We start from the raw sequence: 14,786 nt of genomic DNA on the forward strand, positions 1-14,786 counted from the left end.
ATTATTTGCAGTCTTCTATTTCTTTTTACCACTCAAAAGTGAAAACCGTTTTTTCCCTGTAAGGCCTCTTTGGTCCGAATACAGAACACGGGAATTCCTTTCTGTTGGGAGAATCCGGAAAATACTCTGTTTCCAGGCAGATCCCGCCATACTTATGATAAACAGTTCCCCGTTTCCCCGGTACGGCCTTCAGCATATTTCCCGTATACACCTGTACCCCGGGCTGCGTCGTGTACCCTTTCATCTTCCTTCCAGAAACCGGATCATACAGTTCGCAGAAAGGCCGAAGCTTCCCGACTTCTCCGTCGATGACAAAACAGTGGTCGTATCCGTCCCCGACGTTTTCCCGGATCTGCGGCAGATCCTGTCCCAGCGATTTTGGCCTTGAAAAATCAAAAGGAGTATTTTTTGTATCTGCAAGCTCTCCTGTAGGGATCAAGTTCTCATCTATATTTATATAGGAAGAAGAATACAGCATCAGCTCATTGGAAAGGACATTCCTCCCGCTTCCCGCCCCTCCCAGGTTAAAATAAGCGTGATTGGTCAGATTCACCGGGCACAGGGCGTCCACATCCGCCCTGTAATCTGCTGCCAGTTCATTTTTCTCTGTAATGCCATATGTGACCGCCGCTTTCAGATTCCCGGGATATCCCTGATCCCCGTCGGGGCTTTCAAGCTCGAAGCGGACATAGACTCCGTCTCCGTCTTTATATGGCTCTGCTTTCCACAGCCGTTTGGAAAACCCCTGCTCTCCGCCGTGCAAAGAACAGCCGGGTTTGTTCTCCGAAATATGGAATTCCTTCCCGCCCAGAGAAAAGGCCGCCCCGCTGATCCGGTTGGCGAACCGGCCCACGGTAGCTCCAAAGAAGCAGGTATTGTTTACATAAGCTTTGAAAGAAGGATGTCCAAGCAGGATATCTTCCTTTCCATATCTTTCGGATGGGACGATCAAAGACACCCACGCGGCCCCGGCATCTGTCAGTTCCAACGTAAGCTCTCCGGCCTGCAAAGTGTACAGCCAGGCTTCCTTTCCTCCGGGATAGATTCCAAATAATCGTTTTGTAAGTTCCATGTTAAGTCCCCGATTAAGACGTCGCCTGATTTTTCTGCGGCTTGCAGGGAAGCGCGTTGCCGGCGGCAGTATAAAGCGCGTACCACTCATCTCTTGTCAGTGTGATCTCTGCCGCTTTGACACATTCCTTCAGTCGTTCAATCCGCATGGTTCCCGTAATCGGCTGCATTCTGGCCGGATGTCTGAGAATCCACGCCATGGCAATAGTCGTCGGCGTAACAGAATATTTCTCTGCGATCTCCTTAAGGACTTTATTCAGTTCCGGGAAATCCGGATGATCCAGGAATACTCCGTTCATATATCCAAACTGGAACGGAGACCAGGTCTGAATCGTAATGTCATTCAGCCTGCAGAAATCAAGGATGCTTCCATCTCTGTCGATGGCACTGTCCAGTTCCATATTCGTGTAGATCCCCTGGGAGACCATACTGCAGTGAGCAATGCTGAACTGCAGCTGATTCGCGACGATCGGCTGCTTTACATAGCGCTGAAGCAGACGGATCTGCATAGGATTCAAATTGGAAACTCCAAACGCACGCACCTTTCCGCTCTGCTGGAGGATCCCGAAAGCTTCCGCCACTTCTTCCGGTTCTACCAGGGCATCCATCCGGTGGATAAGCAGCACATCTATGTAGTCTGTCCTGAGTCTTTTCAGACTTCCGTCCACTGACGAAAGGATATAGTCTTTGGAGAGATCAAACGCGTTCATGGCAGGCCGGATCCCACACTTTGTCTGGATAAACATTTTCTCACGGATGGACGGCTTCATATCGATCGCCTCCGCGAATCTGGCGTCGCTCTTCATGCCTCCATAAAGATCCGCATGATCAAAAAAGTTCGCACCAAGATCCATCGCTGTCCGGATAAAGAGCTCCGCTTCCGGTTTTTCCAGATTGTTGATCCTCCTGCATCCCACAGCGATCGCCGGGACTTTCATATCGCCAAGATTTACTGTTCTCAATTCTCACACATCCTTCCCTTATTCTTTCAGTTCGCCCCTGTAAAAATGGATATTACATTTCTCACAACCCTCTCCGATCGTAGACCCAAGATGAAGCTTAAATCCATTGGCGTCGGCAACGCCTCTGTCTCCCTCCATTGTCATATCACAGAGCACCGCAATTGTATCGTCATCAAATCCCATCTTCTGCCACGCCGCTACGAGTGGACAGTAATCCAGATACGCGTCCGCATTGTCCTTGTCTGAAGTAACCGGGTTCATATTGAACACTCTCTGCATCAATTCATTGAAGGAAAACTTCTCCAGGTCTTGTCCGTCCAGCGGTCTTCCTTCTACTGTATTTTTCGCCCTTACCCCGTGGATCTCACGGCCGCATCTCCGGATTGCCCTGCGTATGATCTTCTCGGCATCAATGCCGTCCTTTTTCATCTCATCATAGATAAGGCCCATCCATGTCGCTCTGAATTCAATGGCGCTTCTCACAGCTTCTACAATCTCATCTGATGGTTCTGCATAATTTTTAATTTTTGACATCATCTGTTCCTCCTGAAATAGTTTTTACTTTTTTCTTCTGTTTTCTAATCATGGACCACTTCAACCGCTGCCCGGATCCTGTCATTGCTGATCCCTTCCCCCTGGATCGTGCAGTCAGCTCCCAGCATATATCCTTCCGTCGTATCCACAGAAGCCAGGACATCAGACACCTCTCTTCTGATTTCTTCCACGGTTCCATCTAGGATGCTTCCCCTGTTGTTCATTCCACCTAGGATCGGTTTCCCTCCAAAAAGATCTCTTCCGTCAGCCAGAGATAATCCTGTATCCTTGACGGACCAGTTTACAATCGCAAAAGGATAGGACACATACCATTGGGGAGTGGACCGGTAATCATAATCGGGCTCGCCGCAGATATGGAGAATATTTTGTCCGCCGCTTTTTTCCGCAGCCTCAAGGACCACAAGATCTCCCTTCATGACCAGACGTTCAAACTCTTCTCTTGTAAAGCGTCCAGGCTCACTGAACTGCCCGGAATAAAAAATCCCGTCTGCGCCTGCTTCTATAAATCCCTCCGCCCATTCTGTCTGGGCCTGGGCAATGCGCATCACCGCATCCTCCAGCAGATCCGGAGCCTCTTTGGCATGGGCCATCACAAGGTCATACCCGTAAGTCTGCACCGCCGTCTTAAGCGGGCCGAACATGGTCTGGAATGTCATGGCGTCATGACCGGTAGCGTCAAGAATCCTTTTGAGCACATCCAGCAGTTTCTGGTACTCACTGGAAGCCCGTCCGGGAAATCTGACGTTTTTCCAGTCAGACGGCGTCGTCACATTCACATCGATCATCTGTACATAGTCCTGCATGATCTTATAAACATCCACCTTGGTCTCCCGGAATGTTTTCAAGTGTGCTTCTGCCATTTCCCGGGTGTCAAGGCTGCTGTCATAATGGTACCAGAAACCGGCCGGTATCCGGTCAGGTCTTCCTCCTCTCAGGACTGTTTTCACTCGTTCAATTTTATTCATATAACACCTCCCGTTACATATAGAGCGTACATGCCACATGGCGCCCTTTTTCCACTTCGATCAGAGGCACATCCTGACTTGTACATTTTTCAGTAGCGTACTTGCATCTGGGAGCAAAACGGCATCCCGGTTTCGGATTGATAGGATTCGTCACCTCACCGGTCAGAACGATCCGCTCTCTGTCGGGCCTGAGTTCCGGAAGCGGTATTGCCGAAAGCAGCGCCTGCGAATATGGGTGCAGCTGCTTCTCAAAGAGCTGCTGTTTCGTTGTATATTCGACAACCTTTCCCATATACATGACCATGATCCTGGAGCTGATATGCCTGACTACGCAAAGATTATGCGTGATGAACATATATGCCAGCCCGTTCTTCTCCTGAAGATCCATGATCAGGTTCAGAATCTGAGCCTGGATCGATACATCCAGCGCTGAAACCGGCTCATCACAGACAATAAATCTGGGATTCAGGGCCAACGCCCTTGCAATCCCCACACGCTGCCTGCGTCCGCCGTCAAGTTCGTGGGGATATGTATTGACATATCGTTCCGACAGTCCCACAAGATCCATCAGTTCAAGTACTTTTTCTTTGATCTGTTCTTTATCTTTTATCGTCTTTCTGACTTTGATAGGCTCCGCGATCAAATCCAGGATCGACAGCCTTGGATTCAGGGAAGAGAAAGGATCCTGAAAGATCATCTGCATCTCATTATAGATCGCGTCCTTTTTCCTTCCCCGCCCGTCAAAGATACTTTCTCCCTCAAACAGCACTTCCCCTTCCGTGGCCGGCAGCAGCCCCAGCAGGACCCTGCCCAATGTCGATTTTCCACATCCGGATTCTCCCACAACTCCCAGAGTCTCATTGGGAGCGATCGAAAGGCTGACATCATCCACCGCGTGAAGAAGCCCTTTATGGACTTTGAAATATTTTTTCAGTCCCTTTGTCTCAATGATTGGCCTTTCCATATCATCCCTCCCATTCATTTTCAAATTTATAGCATTTAATCTTATGGGTTCCTCTTGTGTATACCTGCGGTTCCTTCTGCGCACACTTTTCTGTGCGGTACTCGCACCTGTCATAAAATTTGCAGCCCACCGGAAGATTCGACGGATCTGCCATGCTGCCCTTGATCGGCGTCAGCCTGGGCGCGTCCGTTTTCAGATCCGGGATACACTTAAACAGCCCTTCTGTATAAGGATGATTAAACCTTCTGGCATACACATCCTCCACTGTTCCCGTCTCAATGATCTGACCGCTGTAGATAACGGCCACTTTTGTACAGACTTCCACAACGATCCCCAGGTCATGGGTGATCAGGATCATGGAAGTATTCAGCTCCTCCTGCAGCTTGCGCATCAGTTCCAGAATCTGGGCCTGGATGGTAACGTCCAGCGCTGTTGTAGGTTCATCGGCGATCAGAAGCTCGGGCTCCGCGATCAGAGCCATGGCAATCCCGATGCGCTGCTTCATCCCTCCGGAAAACTGAAACGGATATTCATGCTGCCTCTCCGGAGGTATCCCGACCAGCCGGAACATTCTGTCCACTTTCTCTTTCTTTTCAGCAGGGCTCATCTTCTTGAAATGCAGGTCCAGGACTTCCCGCAGCTGCTTTCCAACTGTTTTGGTGGGGTTCAGGCTGGTCATGGGATCCTGGAAGATCATGGCGATCTTATCTCCGCGGATCTTTTTCATCTCCTTCTTCCCCAGTTCAAACATCTGTTTTCCTTCAAATTCAATGCTTCCTGACTGGATCTCTCCGACCATATCGGGAAGAAGTTTCAGTATACTCAGCGCAAGAGTGGTTTTCCCCGCCCCGGTCTCCCCCACCAGCCCAAGGCTTTCCCCTTTTTCGAGGGATAGATTCAACCCGTTCAGCGCGTGAACTGTCCCCTCGTCTGTTTTGTAATTTACGTATAAGTCCTTGATTTCCAGGAACTGGGACATCTCCATTCCTCCTTACTTTTTCATCTTTGGATCAAGCGCGTCTCTGAGTCCGTCACCAATAAAATTCACACACATAACCGTCAGGATAATCGCTATTCCCGGCAGGATCCCCAGATACGGATAATACCTGATGTAAAACCTGTTGTCAGAAAGGAGCGTTCCCCACTCCGGTGTGGGCGGCGAGATTCCAAGTCCCAAAAATCCAAGTGATGAAATACTTAAGATCGCAACTCCCAGGGAGATCGTGGCCGTAACGATGACTGGACCGATCCCGTTGGGAATAATATGTTTCAGGATGATCCGCAGATTGCTCGCCCCGTAACATTTCGCGGCCTCCACGTATTCCATATTTCTCAGCGTCATAGTAGACGACCTGACGATTCTCGAATAACTGGGTATATTGCATATAACAAAAGCGATCACAATATTCACTACGCCTTCTCCCAGTGCCGTCACAATCGTCATCGCCAGAAAGATCGTAGGTACCGCCATAAAGATATCTACAAACCTCATCAGGACCTGATCCACCTTTCCTCCGAAGAAGCCCGCGATGGAGCCGATAATCACTCCGATCAGAAAGGAAAACAGAATAATAAACAGCCCCGCGAACAGAGAGATTCTTCCCCCGTATATTACTCTGGCAAGAAGATCCCGCCCGTAAAGATCCGTACCAAATGGATGTTCCCAGCTGGGCCCCTGAAATCTGATAGAGATATCCTGTACGATCGCTTTATCATAGTCGATGTAGAGCGGCGCCGTCAGGATCGCCAACGCGATCAGCCCAAGGCAGAATACGGAAAAGACCGCCAGCTTATTCTTTTTAAACCGGAATATGATCAGACCGAGCTGAGAATAATTCTTATGTTTTTCTTTTTTGTTTTTTCTCATCATAATCATAATCAACCTCTTTCAATCCTTATCCTTTGTATATCGTTTTACGAAATATATCCAAGTTTTACTCTCGGATCTATCACTGCATAGACAAGGTCTATGAACAGGTTGATGACCGCTACGATCACAGCCACAATGATAACGGTTCCCATGACCACCGGCACATCCCTCACTTTGACAGCATTAATCAGAAAAGAAGAAATCCCCGGAATTGAGAAAACGGTCTCTGAAATAATCGTGCCTCCAAACGCTGTCGCGAATGTAAGTCCCCAGTTCGTGACCACCGGCATCAGAGCATTCCTGATCACATGGCGGAAAACAACATGGAATTCACCCGCCCCCTTTGCTCTTGCGGTCCTTACATAGTTCATGTCGATCACATCCAGAACACTGGATCTTGTCATACGGATCTGATTGGCGATGGTCCCAAGACTCAGTGACACCGCCGGCAGCACCATGTGTCCTATCGTGCCCACTCCCATAGCCGGAAACCAGCCCAGCTTCAGGGCGAACAGCAGCTGGAGCATCAGGCCGAACCAGAAGGTCGGCATACTTGCAAAAAGCAGCGCGGCGATCAGCGTAGCGCCGTCGATCGGTTTATTCTGCCATACTGCCGCGATGGTCCCGAAAGAAAGTCCGAATACAATGGTGATCGCCAGAGCGCTGAAGGCCAGGGCCAGTGTATTTGGAAATCTTTCCAGGAATTCATTGATCACGGGCTGGGAATTGGTCCACGACACTCCGAAATCTCCCTGTACCGCGGAAACCATATAGTGAAAGTATCGTACAAGAACATTCTGATCCAGCCCCAGCTCCTGCCTAAGCTGCGCGATCTGTTCAGGAGAGGCATCCGTTCCCAGCATCATGGTCACAGGATCCCCCGGCGCCAGATCAAGCAGCAGATATACAAAAAGAGTGATCCCGATAACAACGGGGATGATCAGCAATATTCTTTTGATAATATATTTGAGCATCTTATACCTCCTCGGCAAACAAGCATTCCCCTTCAGAAACTGCCGCAGGGCAGACAGGTCTTGTCTCTCTGCCCTGCAGGACAGTACTCATCCGTATAGATATCAGTACGTGTATTCAAAGAACCGGTTCACAGGAACAGCCTGATCTGCCGAAACATTCTGCAGGTCTTTGCGGTAAAGGGCCGTATTGATCTCCTGATATATCGGCATGGAAACAGCCTCTTCGTTGATCAGATTGACAAGCTGCGTATAGATTTCAACACGCGCCTCCTCATTGGGCTCCACTCTTCCGGCCTCCAGCAGGTCATTCATCTCCTGGCCATTCGGAAGCACCTGATTTTCGTTAAAATACTGAGAGTACATGCTGAACATAAAATGGTTGTAGCCATCCATATCCAGAGACGATGCCCCAAGACAGTGGAGACACGCGTCCCAGTCCTCGCTGCTTCTTACAGTATCCCAGAAGGAAGACCGGTCCACAGCCACGACCTGCATATTAATGCCGATCTCCTGAAGGCTCGCCTGCATTACCTGGGCTGCTTTGTCCAGATTAGTGCTGGCCCATGTCAGCACCCGGAATTCCTGGCCGTCGTAATCCGATGCTGCCAGATATTCTTTTGCTTTCTCCGGGTCATAGGTATAGGTCTCATAGGTGCCTTCTGCCGGCCGCCCCGTCCATGTGTCATCACCCAGGATGTCCGGTGTATTGGTCTCCCCGTAGAAAACAGCTTCATTGATAGCTTCCTTGTCTATCCCGTACTGGACCGCCTTGCGGAAGTTAGTGTCGTTCCCGGCCCAGCTGGACGGAAGGAAATTGTACTGGAGATATCCGAACTCAAAGCTGATATTGGAATCCCATTCCACATCCGGATTGTTAATGTTGATCAGGCTGTCCAGCGGCAGGTTCAGAGCCACGTCAGCATCCCCGTTCTCTACAGCCAGCACGGCTGTGTTGTTGTCAGATACGGTCCTGACAACGCATCTCTCAAACGCAGCTGTTCCGTTCCAGTAATCATCGTTTCGCTCCATAACCACCTCGCTGCCGGATACCGCGCTGACAAATTTGTAAGGTCCGGTTCCGATAGGAGCCGCGTTATACCCTTCAAATCCGCCCACTTCTTCCCAGTATGACTTACAGGAAATATAATTCACACGGCTGCACAGCGCGTTCATGATCGCTCCATACGGCGCTTTCAGGTGGAAGATCAGGTTCAGATCGTCTACGATCTCAACATAGTCCCAGTTAATGAGAAGAGCGGTCCCCAGAGGTCTTGTACTCATCTCGTCAAACGTAAATTTCACATCCTCTGAAGTCAGCTTGGCGCCATTGTGGAAGTAAACATTATCTCTTAGCTTCACCGCGATCTGCAGTCCGTCTTCACTCATCTCATAGCTTTCTGCAAGATAGCCTTTCACCTTGCCGCCATCCTCCCAGTCTTTGTAAAAGAGCGGGTCATAGATCTGGCTGTAAACAAGAGTGTCCGGAAGGTTTGTCATACCGTCACATAAGTTGTTGTAGTACACAGGTTCTGTCGATGTCACGACTACAAGTTCCGTTTTTTCCGTCTGTCCGCTGTCCGTCGTGGTGTCTGATGATCCGCCGCCGCATCCTGCAGTACTCAGCATCATCCCGATGACCATGATCATCACCATTACTGTACAGACCAGCCTTTTTTTCATTTTTCTCAATACATTATCCTCCTTTGTATTTTTTTATTTTTAATTATTATCTGGCCGGGATAATAATTAATTTCTACATTGCGTCGCAGGCGAGACGCGTCCCGATATGTACATTTACCTTCCAGGGCTGGTCATCCGGATTGACCGCTCTCGGGCCGCAGCACGCTCCTCTGTGCCAGTGGCCTCCCGCCGCAAGGGCAGAGAAACTGTCCGCCTTCCAGCCATAGATCTGCCCCATTCCCGGGCCCAGTTGATCGTAATATTTCCAGACTCCCTCCCCCGCGTCATGCCGGTTGGTATACTCAGAAAGCCATTCCCATACATTTCCGGTCGTGTCCACCACGTTCCTGGCGCTGACCGCGTAAGGTTTTTCACCGTTCTCCGCGTCATACACGCCTGTTTTAAGATCAACACTGCATCCGGTCCTGGCCCTGACTTTATTCTCCACATGGCACCAGCCATATGTGTTGGAGTCGTCTTCTCCCTGGGGAGCACCGTAGGCCGCCGCCAGCCATTCCGTATACTTCAGAAGCCGCATTCCATCCCGGGCCGCCAGCTCGGCAAAATTATACTGGCACAGCCCGTCGATGCCGCTTACGGGAAGCTGGCCGTACCGGCTCTGCAACGCGCCTTCGGCCACATGGACCAGATTGTCGCCTTCCATAAATGTAAAATCACTTCTCTTGCTCGCCTGATAGATGGAAACCCATATAGTTCCCACCTTCACCAGCCCTCCAAACAGAGTCCGGGGACGGTTCCTGTGATCCCATACAGAATTGGGGATAATCCCAATGGTTACATTGTCCTGCCAGCGAATGCCGGTATTTCCGAATTTATTCCCATTGGAATCCACCGGAACCCACAATCCGTCATCGCTGACTTTCCGGATCGTGCCGTAATGAAATCCTCCGATCGCCACTGACCTTCCCAGTTCCGTGCCAACGGGCCATGTAGCGTTCCTGGAAACCCGGATCTCTGCTTCGGATCCGGACAGACACAGATATATGGTGTAGTCTTCTCCCGGAATAAATGCATCCCCTTCATCCAGCGCCGTAACAGGATCAAGCACAATCTCTTCTGTATTGATCATCCAGATCCGCTTTCCTTCGACAGACAGGCAAACAGCATATCCCGGCAGGATCCTCAGTTTATTTTCTGTGTAGGCAAATGGAAGCACCTTTTCGATAAAGTGATCTTCCCTCAGGCAGAAGTCTCCGCCCGGTATATTTTCAGTCCATTTTTGTCCACTGATCATTCTGAACACTGCTGAAGCCCTCCTATCAGTTCGTCGATCTCTTCCTCTGTAAATCCCAGTCTTCTCATCTCACAGCAGGGATCCGGCACCGGTATATAATCCTTCTGGTGCTGTCTGTCCGCCCGCATCGCGCGGCTGGACTCTTTCAGATCCATCCTGGTGACGCTGGTCTTCATACGGCAAAGCCGCGCAGTCAGGGCCGTTTTTCCCTCCCCGCTCTGTTTCGCATATGCAGCCGCATTGAGATAATCCTGCTTCGTGCGTAAATTTTCCTGAAAAATCATCTTTTCTGCTCTCCCGATCCAAACCCTTACTTCTCTGCTACGCTGACCCAGTTTTGTTTCTCTGAGGATTCCATGACCTTTGTAATCAGCCGCTGTGCAACAAGACCGTCTTCCAGATCAGCCGCCATACCATCGCCGCAGTCATTGAGAATATCAAAGAAGGACTGCATCTGTTCTGTACAATACTCAGCCGGGATATCCAGTTTCGTAAAGTTATAGCTGTCCGTGTACGGCTTCCCGATACAGACTTCGATCATGTCCTCAAGATTTTTGTCACTGAGCGTATAGATGATGGCACCTTTGCTTCCGTAAATCTGTATTCTCTGGTAATTCTTTCTTCCCGCGCAGCATTTGCTGATGGAGAAGACACCGGACGCTCCGGATGTGAATTTTGTCAGCATATGACAGAAATCGTCTGTCGTCACTTCCCTCTCTTCATTTGTCTCCGGATCCGGACGGGTCTTGATCACATTTTCTGTCGTAGCGCAAAGGCTCTCATACTTTAAGCCTGTAATAAATGTCACAAGGTCCATCACATGACACCCCAGGTCATAGACGACTCCGCCGCCGGCCACATCTTTCTGGAAGCGCCAGAACGTAGGAAGAGAATAAGGTCTGAGATCATAATCCTGGATGTACTCTGTATAAACATGATAAATCTCACCGATCGCTCCGCTTTCAACGATATGTTTCGCAAATCTGGCAGCCTTCTTGAACCGGTAAGTAAAGCAGACCATATTTTTCAGCCCCTTTTCTGTGACCGCTTCATATAATTTCAGCACTTCATCATCATTGACTCCCACCGGTTTTTCCATCGCAAATGGAATATTCCTTTTCAGAGCTTCCATCGCGATCATGACATGGGTATTGTTAGGCGTACAGATGCTGACCGCGTCGATCAGTCCACTGTCAAACATTTCCTTAAAATCTGTAAACGTGTGGCTTTCCGGAATATCCAGCTCCTGTGCCTTTTTACGCAGAGCTTTTTCATTGGCGTCACAGATCGCCGTAAGTTCCGCGTCAGGACTCCCCTTAATCCCGTTATAATGCCGATTAAAGATCATCCCTGTTCCAATGATGCCCATTCTGATTTTCTTCTTGCTCATTTCTATCTCCTGACCTTTCTATAAAATAATTGTTTTTCTGCATGATCCAACTGCCGCTAGCAGCTATCGTCCTGTCATAATGTTCAATATCGTTCTGTCCGTCTGATACATGCCCTGGGAGGCAAGACGTCCGATATTCACAATGGTATTTTCCACGCCTTTTGCCACGATCCCATCTCCTCCGCGGAACTGCTGCTCATGCATATACATGTGATATCCCACAATCCCCGCCTCGACAGAAGCCGCTATCTTGGCGGCGCACGATGGCTTTGCCCCGTCGCAGATGGTGCCTGATATAATCGCCAGCGCATTTACAATCGTGTGGGCGACCACCTCATAGTCCCCTCCGAAAAGATACGCGATCCCGGCTCCGGCTCCGCACCCTGCGCTTACCGCTCCACAGTACGCGGAAAGTCTTCCGATCCCTGTCTTCTGATGTATCGTCACCAGATCTGAAACCAAGAGCGCTCTGTACAACTGTTCTTTTTCTGCTCCGATATGTCTGGCGTAGCGTATCACCGGGACAGATGCCGTAATTCCCTGATTCCCGCTTCCCGACAGTATTACGACAGGCAGCTCACACCCGCCCATCCGGGCATCTGATCCTGCCGCAGCATATGCTTTCGCTTCGTTTTTGATATCACCTCCAAAGTCGGCGAGCAGTACGCTCCCTATATTTGCCCCCCAGTCAGACTTCAAGCCTTCTTCCGCAATGGCGGAATTGAACCTGATCTGATCATCCAGCATAGAACTTATCAGTCCGATATCGACCTTATCCGCAAATTCAAGGATGTCCTTCACATTGAGCAGACTCCTGTCACAGATGCTGTCCTCTTCTGAAATCTCCGGCGGACGATCCAGCAGGATCTGCCCGTTCTTCTCCTCATAGACAATATTCGAATGCCGGTCCGCGATTCGCACCACCGCTTCCTTCTCCCCCGCCTGACCCGTCAGGCGAATATCCAGCAAATGGGGCGTTTCCATACAGCTGACATCTATGGGTATTTCATCCGTATAACTTTTGATTGTTCCGTGCATTTCTTCCGGGATCGACGAGATCACCTGCAGGACTTTTCCCGCATCCCCGGCGATCACTCCCGCGGCCACAGCCGCATTGATGCCTCTTAGGCCCCCGGTATTCGGTACCACCACACTTTTTACATTTTTCAATATATTGCCGCTCACTTCTGCCTTAACACGTTCCGGCACTGCTCCGAGAAGATCCCGCAGCCTGGCCGCCGCATACGCAATTGCCACCGGCTCTGTACAGCCTGTTGCCAGCAGCAGCTCTTCTCGCAAAATAGCGATATACGCATTCATTTTTTCCTGATCAAGCATATTCGTCTCCATTTTTACTGATCTTAGATCACTTTTTTTGCAATACTTTTTACAGCATAAACTTTGTTATCTTTCTTAAGTTACTATGAATATTACTATAAAATTGCTATTATGTCAATTAAATTTTATTATTTTGTCGAATTTTCATTAATCTTTGTTAATATTATTTCTATTTCACCTGCCTGAGCATTTTCAAAACGGCGAAAATGGCAAAATGGTCAAAAAAAGAAAGGCCGCCGCGTCTGTGATTTCTCAACCACTTATGCGGCGGCCTTTCTGACCGTCTCATTCTCAGCACAATATATGATTCAGATCCCCTTTCAGTTTGCAGCCAGATCTCCACTGTTGACCAGCTGCCTCAGAGGAAGAGTGGCCGCACCTACAACAGACGCTTCTTCCCCCATCGTGGAAAGTTTTACTTCCACCGGCATTTTTCCGTAGTACAGACTTCGGGTTTCATTGATCTGGCTTTTCACCCTCTCTACCAGATATTCATTGTCCTTTACCACATATCCGGTGAGTACGATGAGCTCACAGTCAAACAGACAGATCAGATTCTCAAGGCCAATGGCCAGACTGTCAATTGCGCTGTCCACTATTTTGCGGGCCAGGAGATCCCCTCTCGAAGCCGCCTCAAACACAATATCCGAATCAATCTTCGCCTTTTCTCCGCCCACCAGATCCAGCATAATCGACGGCTGCCCGGAACTTACAACCTGCCGTGCCTGATTGGCGATGGCATTCCCCGACGCCAGCGTCTCCAAACAGCCTCTCTTCCCGCATTTACACAACGGTCCGTTGGGATCTATGACCATATGCCCGACTTCACCGCTCATATTATAATGCCCTTTATAAATCTCTCCGTTTATAATAAGAGCCGCTCCAATCCCCCTTCCCACTGTAACAAGGGCGAAATTATCACTGTCATCCCCGTTTCCGAACCATTTTTCGCCGATGGCCATTACTTTTGAAGAATTTTCTACATAAATCTTCATTCCAAAATGTTCCTGCAGAGGAGTCCTCAGATCCATGTCCTTCCAGCTATAGTCGATCGAGGTGATCACTCTCCCCTCCTGAGTCTCCACAAGCCCCGGCACGCCGATCCCGATACCACTCAGTTTCTTCCTGTCTATTCCGGATTCCGTGATCGTCTCTTCGATAAATTCTATAATGGACCCGATAATATCCTCTTTCGTATCAAGCTCACTCTTCTTGCGGACCCGGCGGTACACAATTCCTCCTCTTAGATCCATAATGATACATTTGAACATCGCGCCACTGATATCCATACCCACGAACAACCGGGCGTCCGGGATAAGCTCCAGTATCATCGGCGGTTTTCCTCCGCTGGACACTCCTTTCCCCACATCGGTCACAAGCCCGCTGCGCACAAACTCATCCGTGATCTTCATGATCGTAGGCATGCTAAGTCCTGTTTGCCTGGCCAGTTCCGCCCGGTAAACAGACTTATTCTTGCGCATGATCTCCATTACTTCACTTTTATTGCGCGCTCTGATTAAATTTGTACGCTGCATAATCGATCAATCCTTTACCCTTTCCATATTATTCCATATTTGATAAATACACCTATACTATAACATAGTTCAACTTAATTATCATCGTTAAGTTAGTATCTTTATCTGCCATATTTTAACACACTTCTATATTCTTGACAATACAGACAATTCAATATATATAATAAAATTTTCACATTTTATATTTTAATATTATTGACAATTTTATATATAGCTTATAAAATAAA

General features: G+C 49.1%; 14 protein-coding genes. All 14 read right to left on the reverse strand.

Going from position 1 to position 14,786, the window contains the following annotated elements; all coding sequences use genetic code 11:
• Positions 1–25 precede the first annotated feature (25 nt).
• The 14 genes from BQ7367_RS02730 to BQ7367_RS02795 all read right to left on the reverse strand — a co-directional run bounded on the left by BQ7367_RS02730 (position 26) and on the right by BQ7367_RS02795 (position 14,559).
• Positions 26–1,072, reverse strand: coding sequence for an aldose epimerase family protein (locus BQ7367_RS02730; protein ID WP_072524103.1), 1,047 nt, complete (start codon positions 1,070–1,072; stop codon positions 26–28).
• A gap of 13 nt (positions 1,073–1,085) precedes the next feature.
• The gene (locus BQ7367_RS02735) at positions 1,086–2,033 is read right to left on the reverse strand and encodes an aldo/keto reductase (protein WP_072524104.1); all 948 of its coding nucleotides are present in this window, start codon (positions 2,031–2,033) and stop codon (positions 1,086–1,088) included.
• 18 nt (positions 2,034–2,051) lie between these two features.
• Positions 2,052–2,570: an L-2-amino-thiazoline-4-carboxylic acid hydrolase gene (locus BQ7367_RS02740; RefSeq protein WP_235837527.1), complete on the reverse strand. Its 519-nt coding sequence runs from the start codon at positions 2,568–2,570 to the stop codon at positions 2,052–2,054.
• Positions 2,571–2,611: 41 nt separating this feature from the next.
• Entirely contained in the window at positions 2,612–3,553 is a 942-nt protein-coding gene (locus tag BQ7367_RS02745) for a uroporphyrinogen decarboxylase family protein (RefSeq protein WP_072524106.1), read from the reverse strand.
• A 13-nt stretch (positions 3,554–3,566) separates the two neighbouring features.
• The gene (locus BQ7367_RS02750) at positions 3,567–4,517 is read right to left on the reverse strand and encodes an ABC transporter ATP-binding protein (RefSeq protein ID WP_072524107.1); all 951 of its coding nucleotides are present in this window, start codon (positions 4,515–4,517) and stop codon (positions 3,567–3,569) included.
• A 1-nt stretch (position 4,518) separates the two neighbouring features.
• The gene (locus BQ7367_RS02755) at positions 4,519–5,496 is read right to left on the reverse strand and encodes an ABC transporter ATP-binding protein (RefSeq protein WP_200786689.1); all 978 of its coding nucleotides are present in this window, start codon (positions 5,494–5,496) and stop codon (positions 4,519–4,521) included.
• Between the two features lie 12 nt (positions 5,497–5,508).
• A complete protein-coding gene (locus BQ7367_RS02760) occupies positions 5,509–6,393 on the reverse strand; it encodes an ABC transporter permease (RefSeq protein ID WP_143142944.1) in 885 nt (294 codons plus the stop codon).
• Between the two features lie 38 nt (positions 6,394–6,431).
• Entirely contained in the window at positions 6,432–7,361 is a 930-nt protein-coding gene (locus BQ7367_RS02765) for an ABC transporter permease (RefSeq protein WP_072524109.1), read from the reverse strand.
• A 102-nt stretch (positions 7,362–7,463) separates the two neighbouring features.
• Positions 7,464–9,041, reverse strand: a complete 1,578-nt coding sequence (locus BQ7367_RS02770; RefSeq protein ID WP_235837607.1) for an ABC transporter substrate-binding protein — start codon at positions 9,039–9,041, stop codon at positions 7,464–7,466.
• Between the two features lie 73 nt (positions 9,042–9,114).
• Complete coding sequence (locus tag BQ7367_RS02775; RefSeq protein WP_072524111.1) at positions 9,115–10,296, reverse strand: phage major tropism determinant; 1,182 nt, start codon at positions 10,294–10,296, stop codon at positions 9,115–9,117.
• Positions 10,293–10,580 (reverse strand): hypothetical protein, encoded by a 288-nt coding sequence (locus BQ7367_RS02780; RefSeq protein WP_072524112.1) that lies wholly within the window; start codon positions 10,578–10,580, stop codon positions 10,293–10,295. The genes BQ7367_RS02775 and BQ7367_RS02780 overlap by 4 nt, the downstream gene beginning before the upstream one ends.
• Positions 10,581–10,606: 26 nt before the next feature.
• Positions 10,607–11,686, reverse strand: a complete 1,080-nt coding sequence (locus tag BQ7367_RS02785) for a Gfo/Idh/MocA family protein (protein ID WP_072524113.1) — start codon at positions 11,684–11,686, stop codon at positions 10,607–10,609.
• Positions 11,687–11,749: 63 nt separating this feature from the next.
• Positions 11,750–13,036, reverse strand: coding sequence for an L-cysteine desulfidase family protein (locus BQ7367_RS02790; protein ID WP_072524114.1), 1,287 nt, complete (start codon positions 13,034–13,036; stop codon positions 11,750–11,752).
• Between the two features lie 308 nt (positions 13,037–13,344).
• Entirely contained in the window at positions 13,345–14,559 is a 1,215-nt protein-coding gene (locus tag BQ7367_RS02795; RefSeq protein WP_072524115.1) for an ROK family protein, read from the reverse strand.
• Positions 14,560–14,786 lie beyond the last annotated feature (227 nt).

It is taken from the genome of Clostridium sp. Marseille-P3244, from assembly GCF_900120155.1.
Lineage (GTDB): Bacteria > Bacillota > Clostridia > Lachnospirales > Lachnospiraceae > Mediterraneibacter.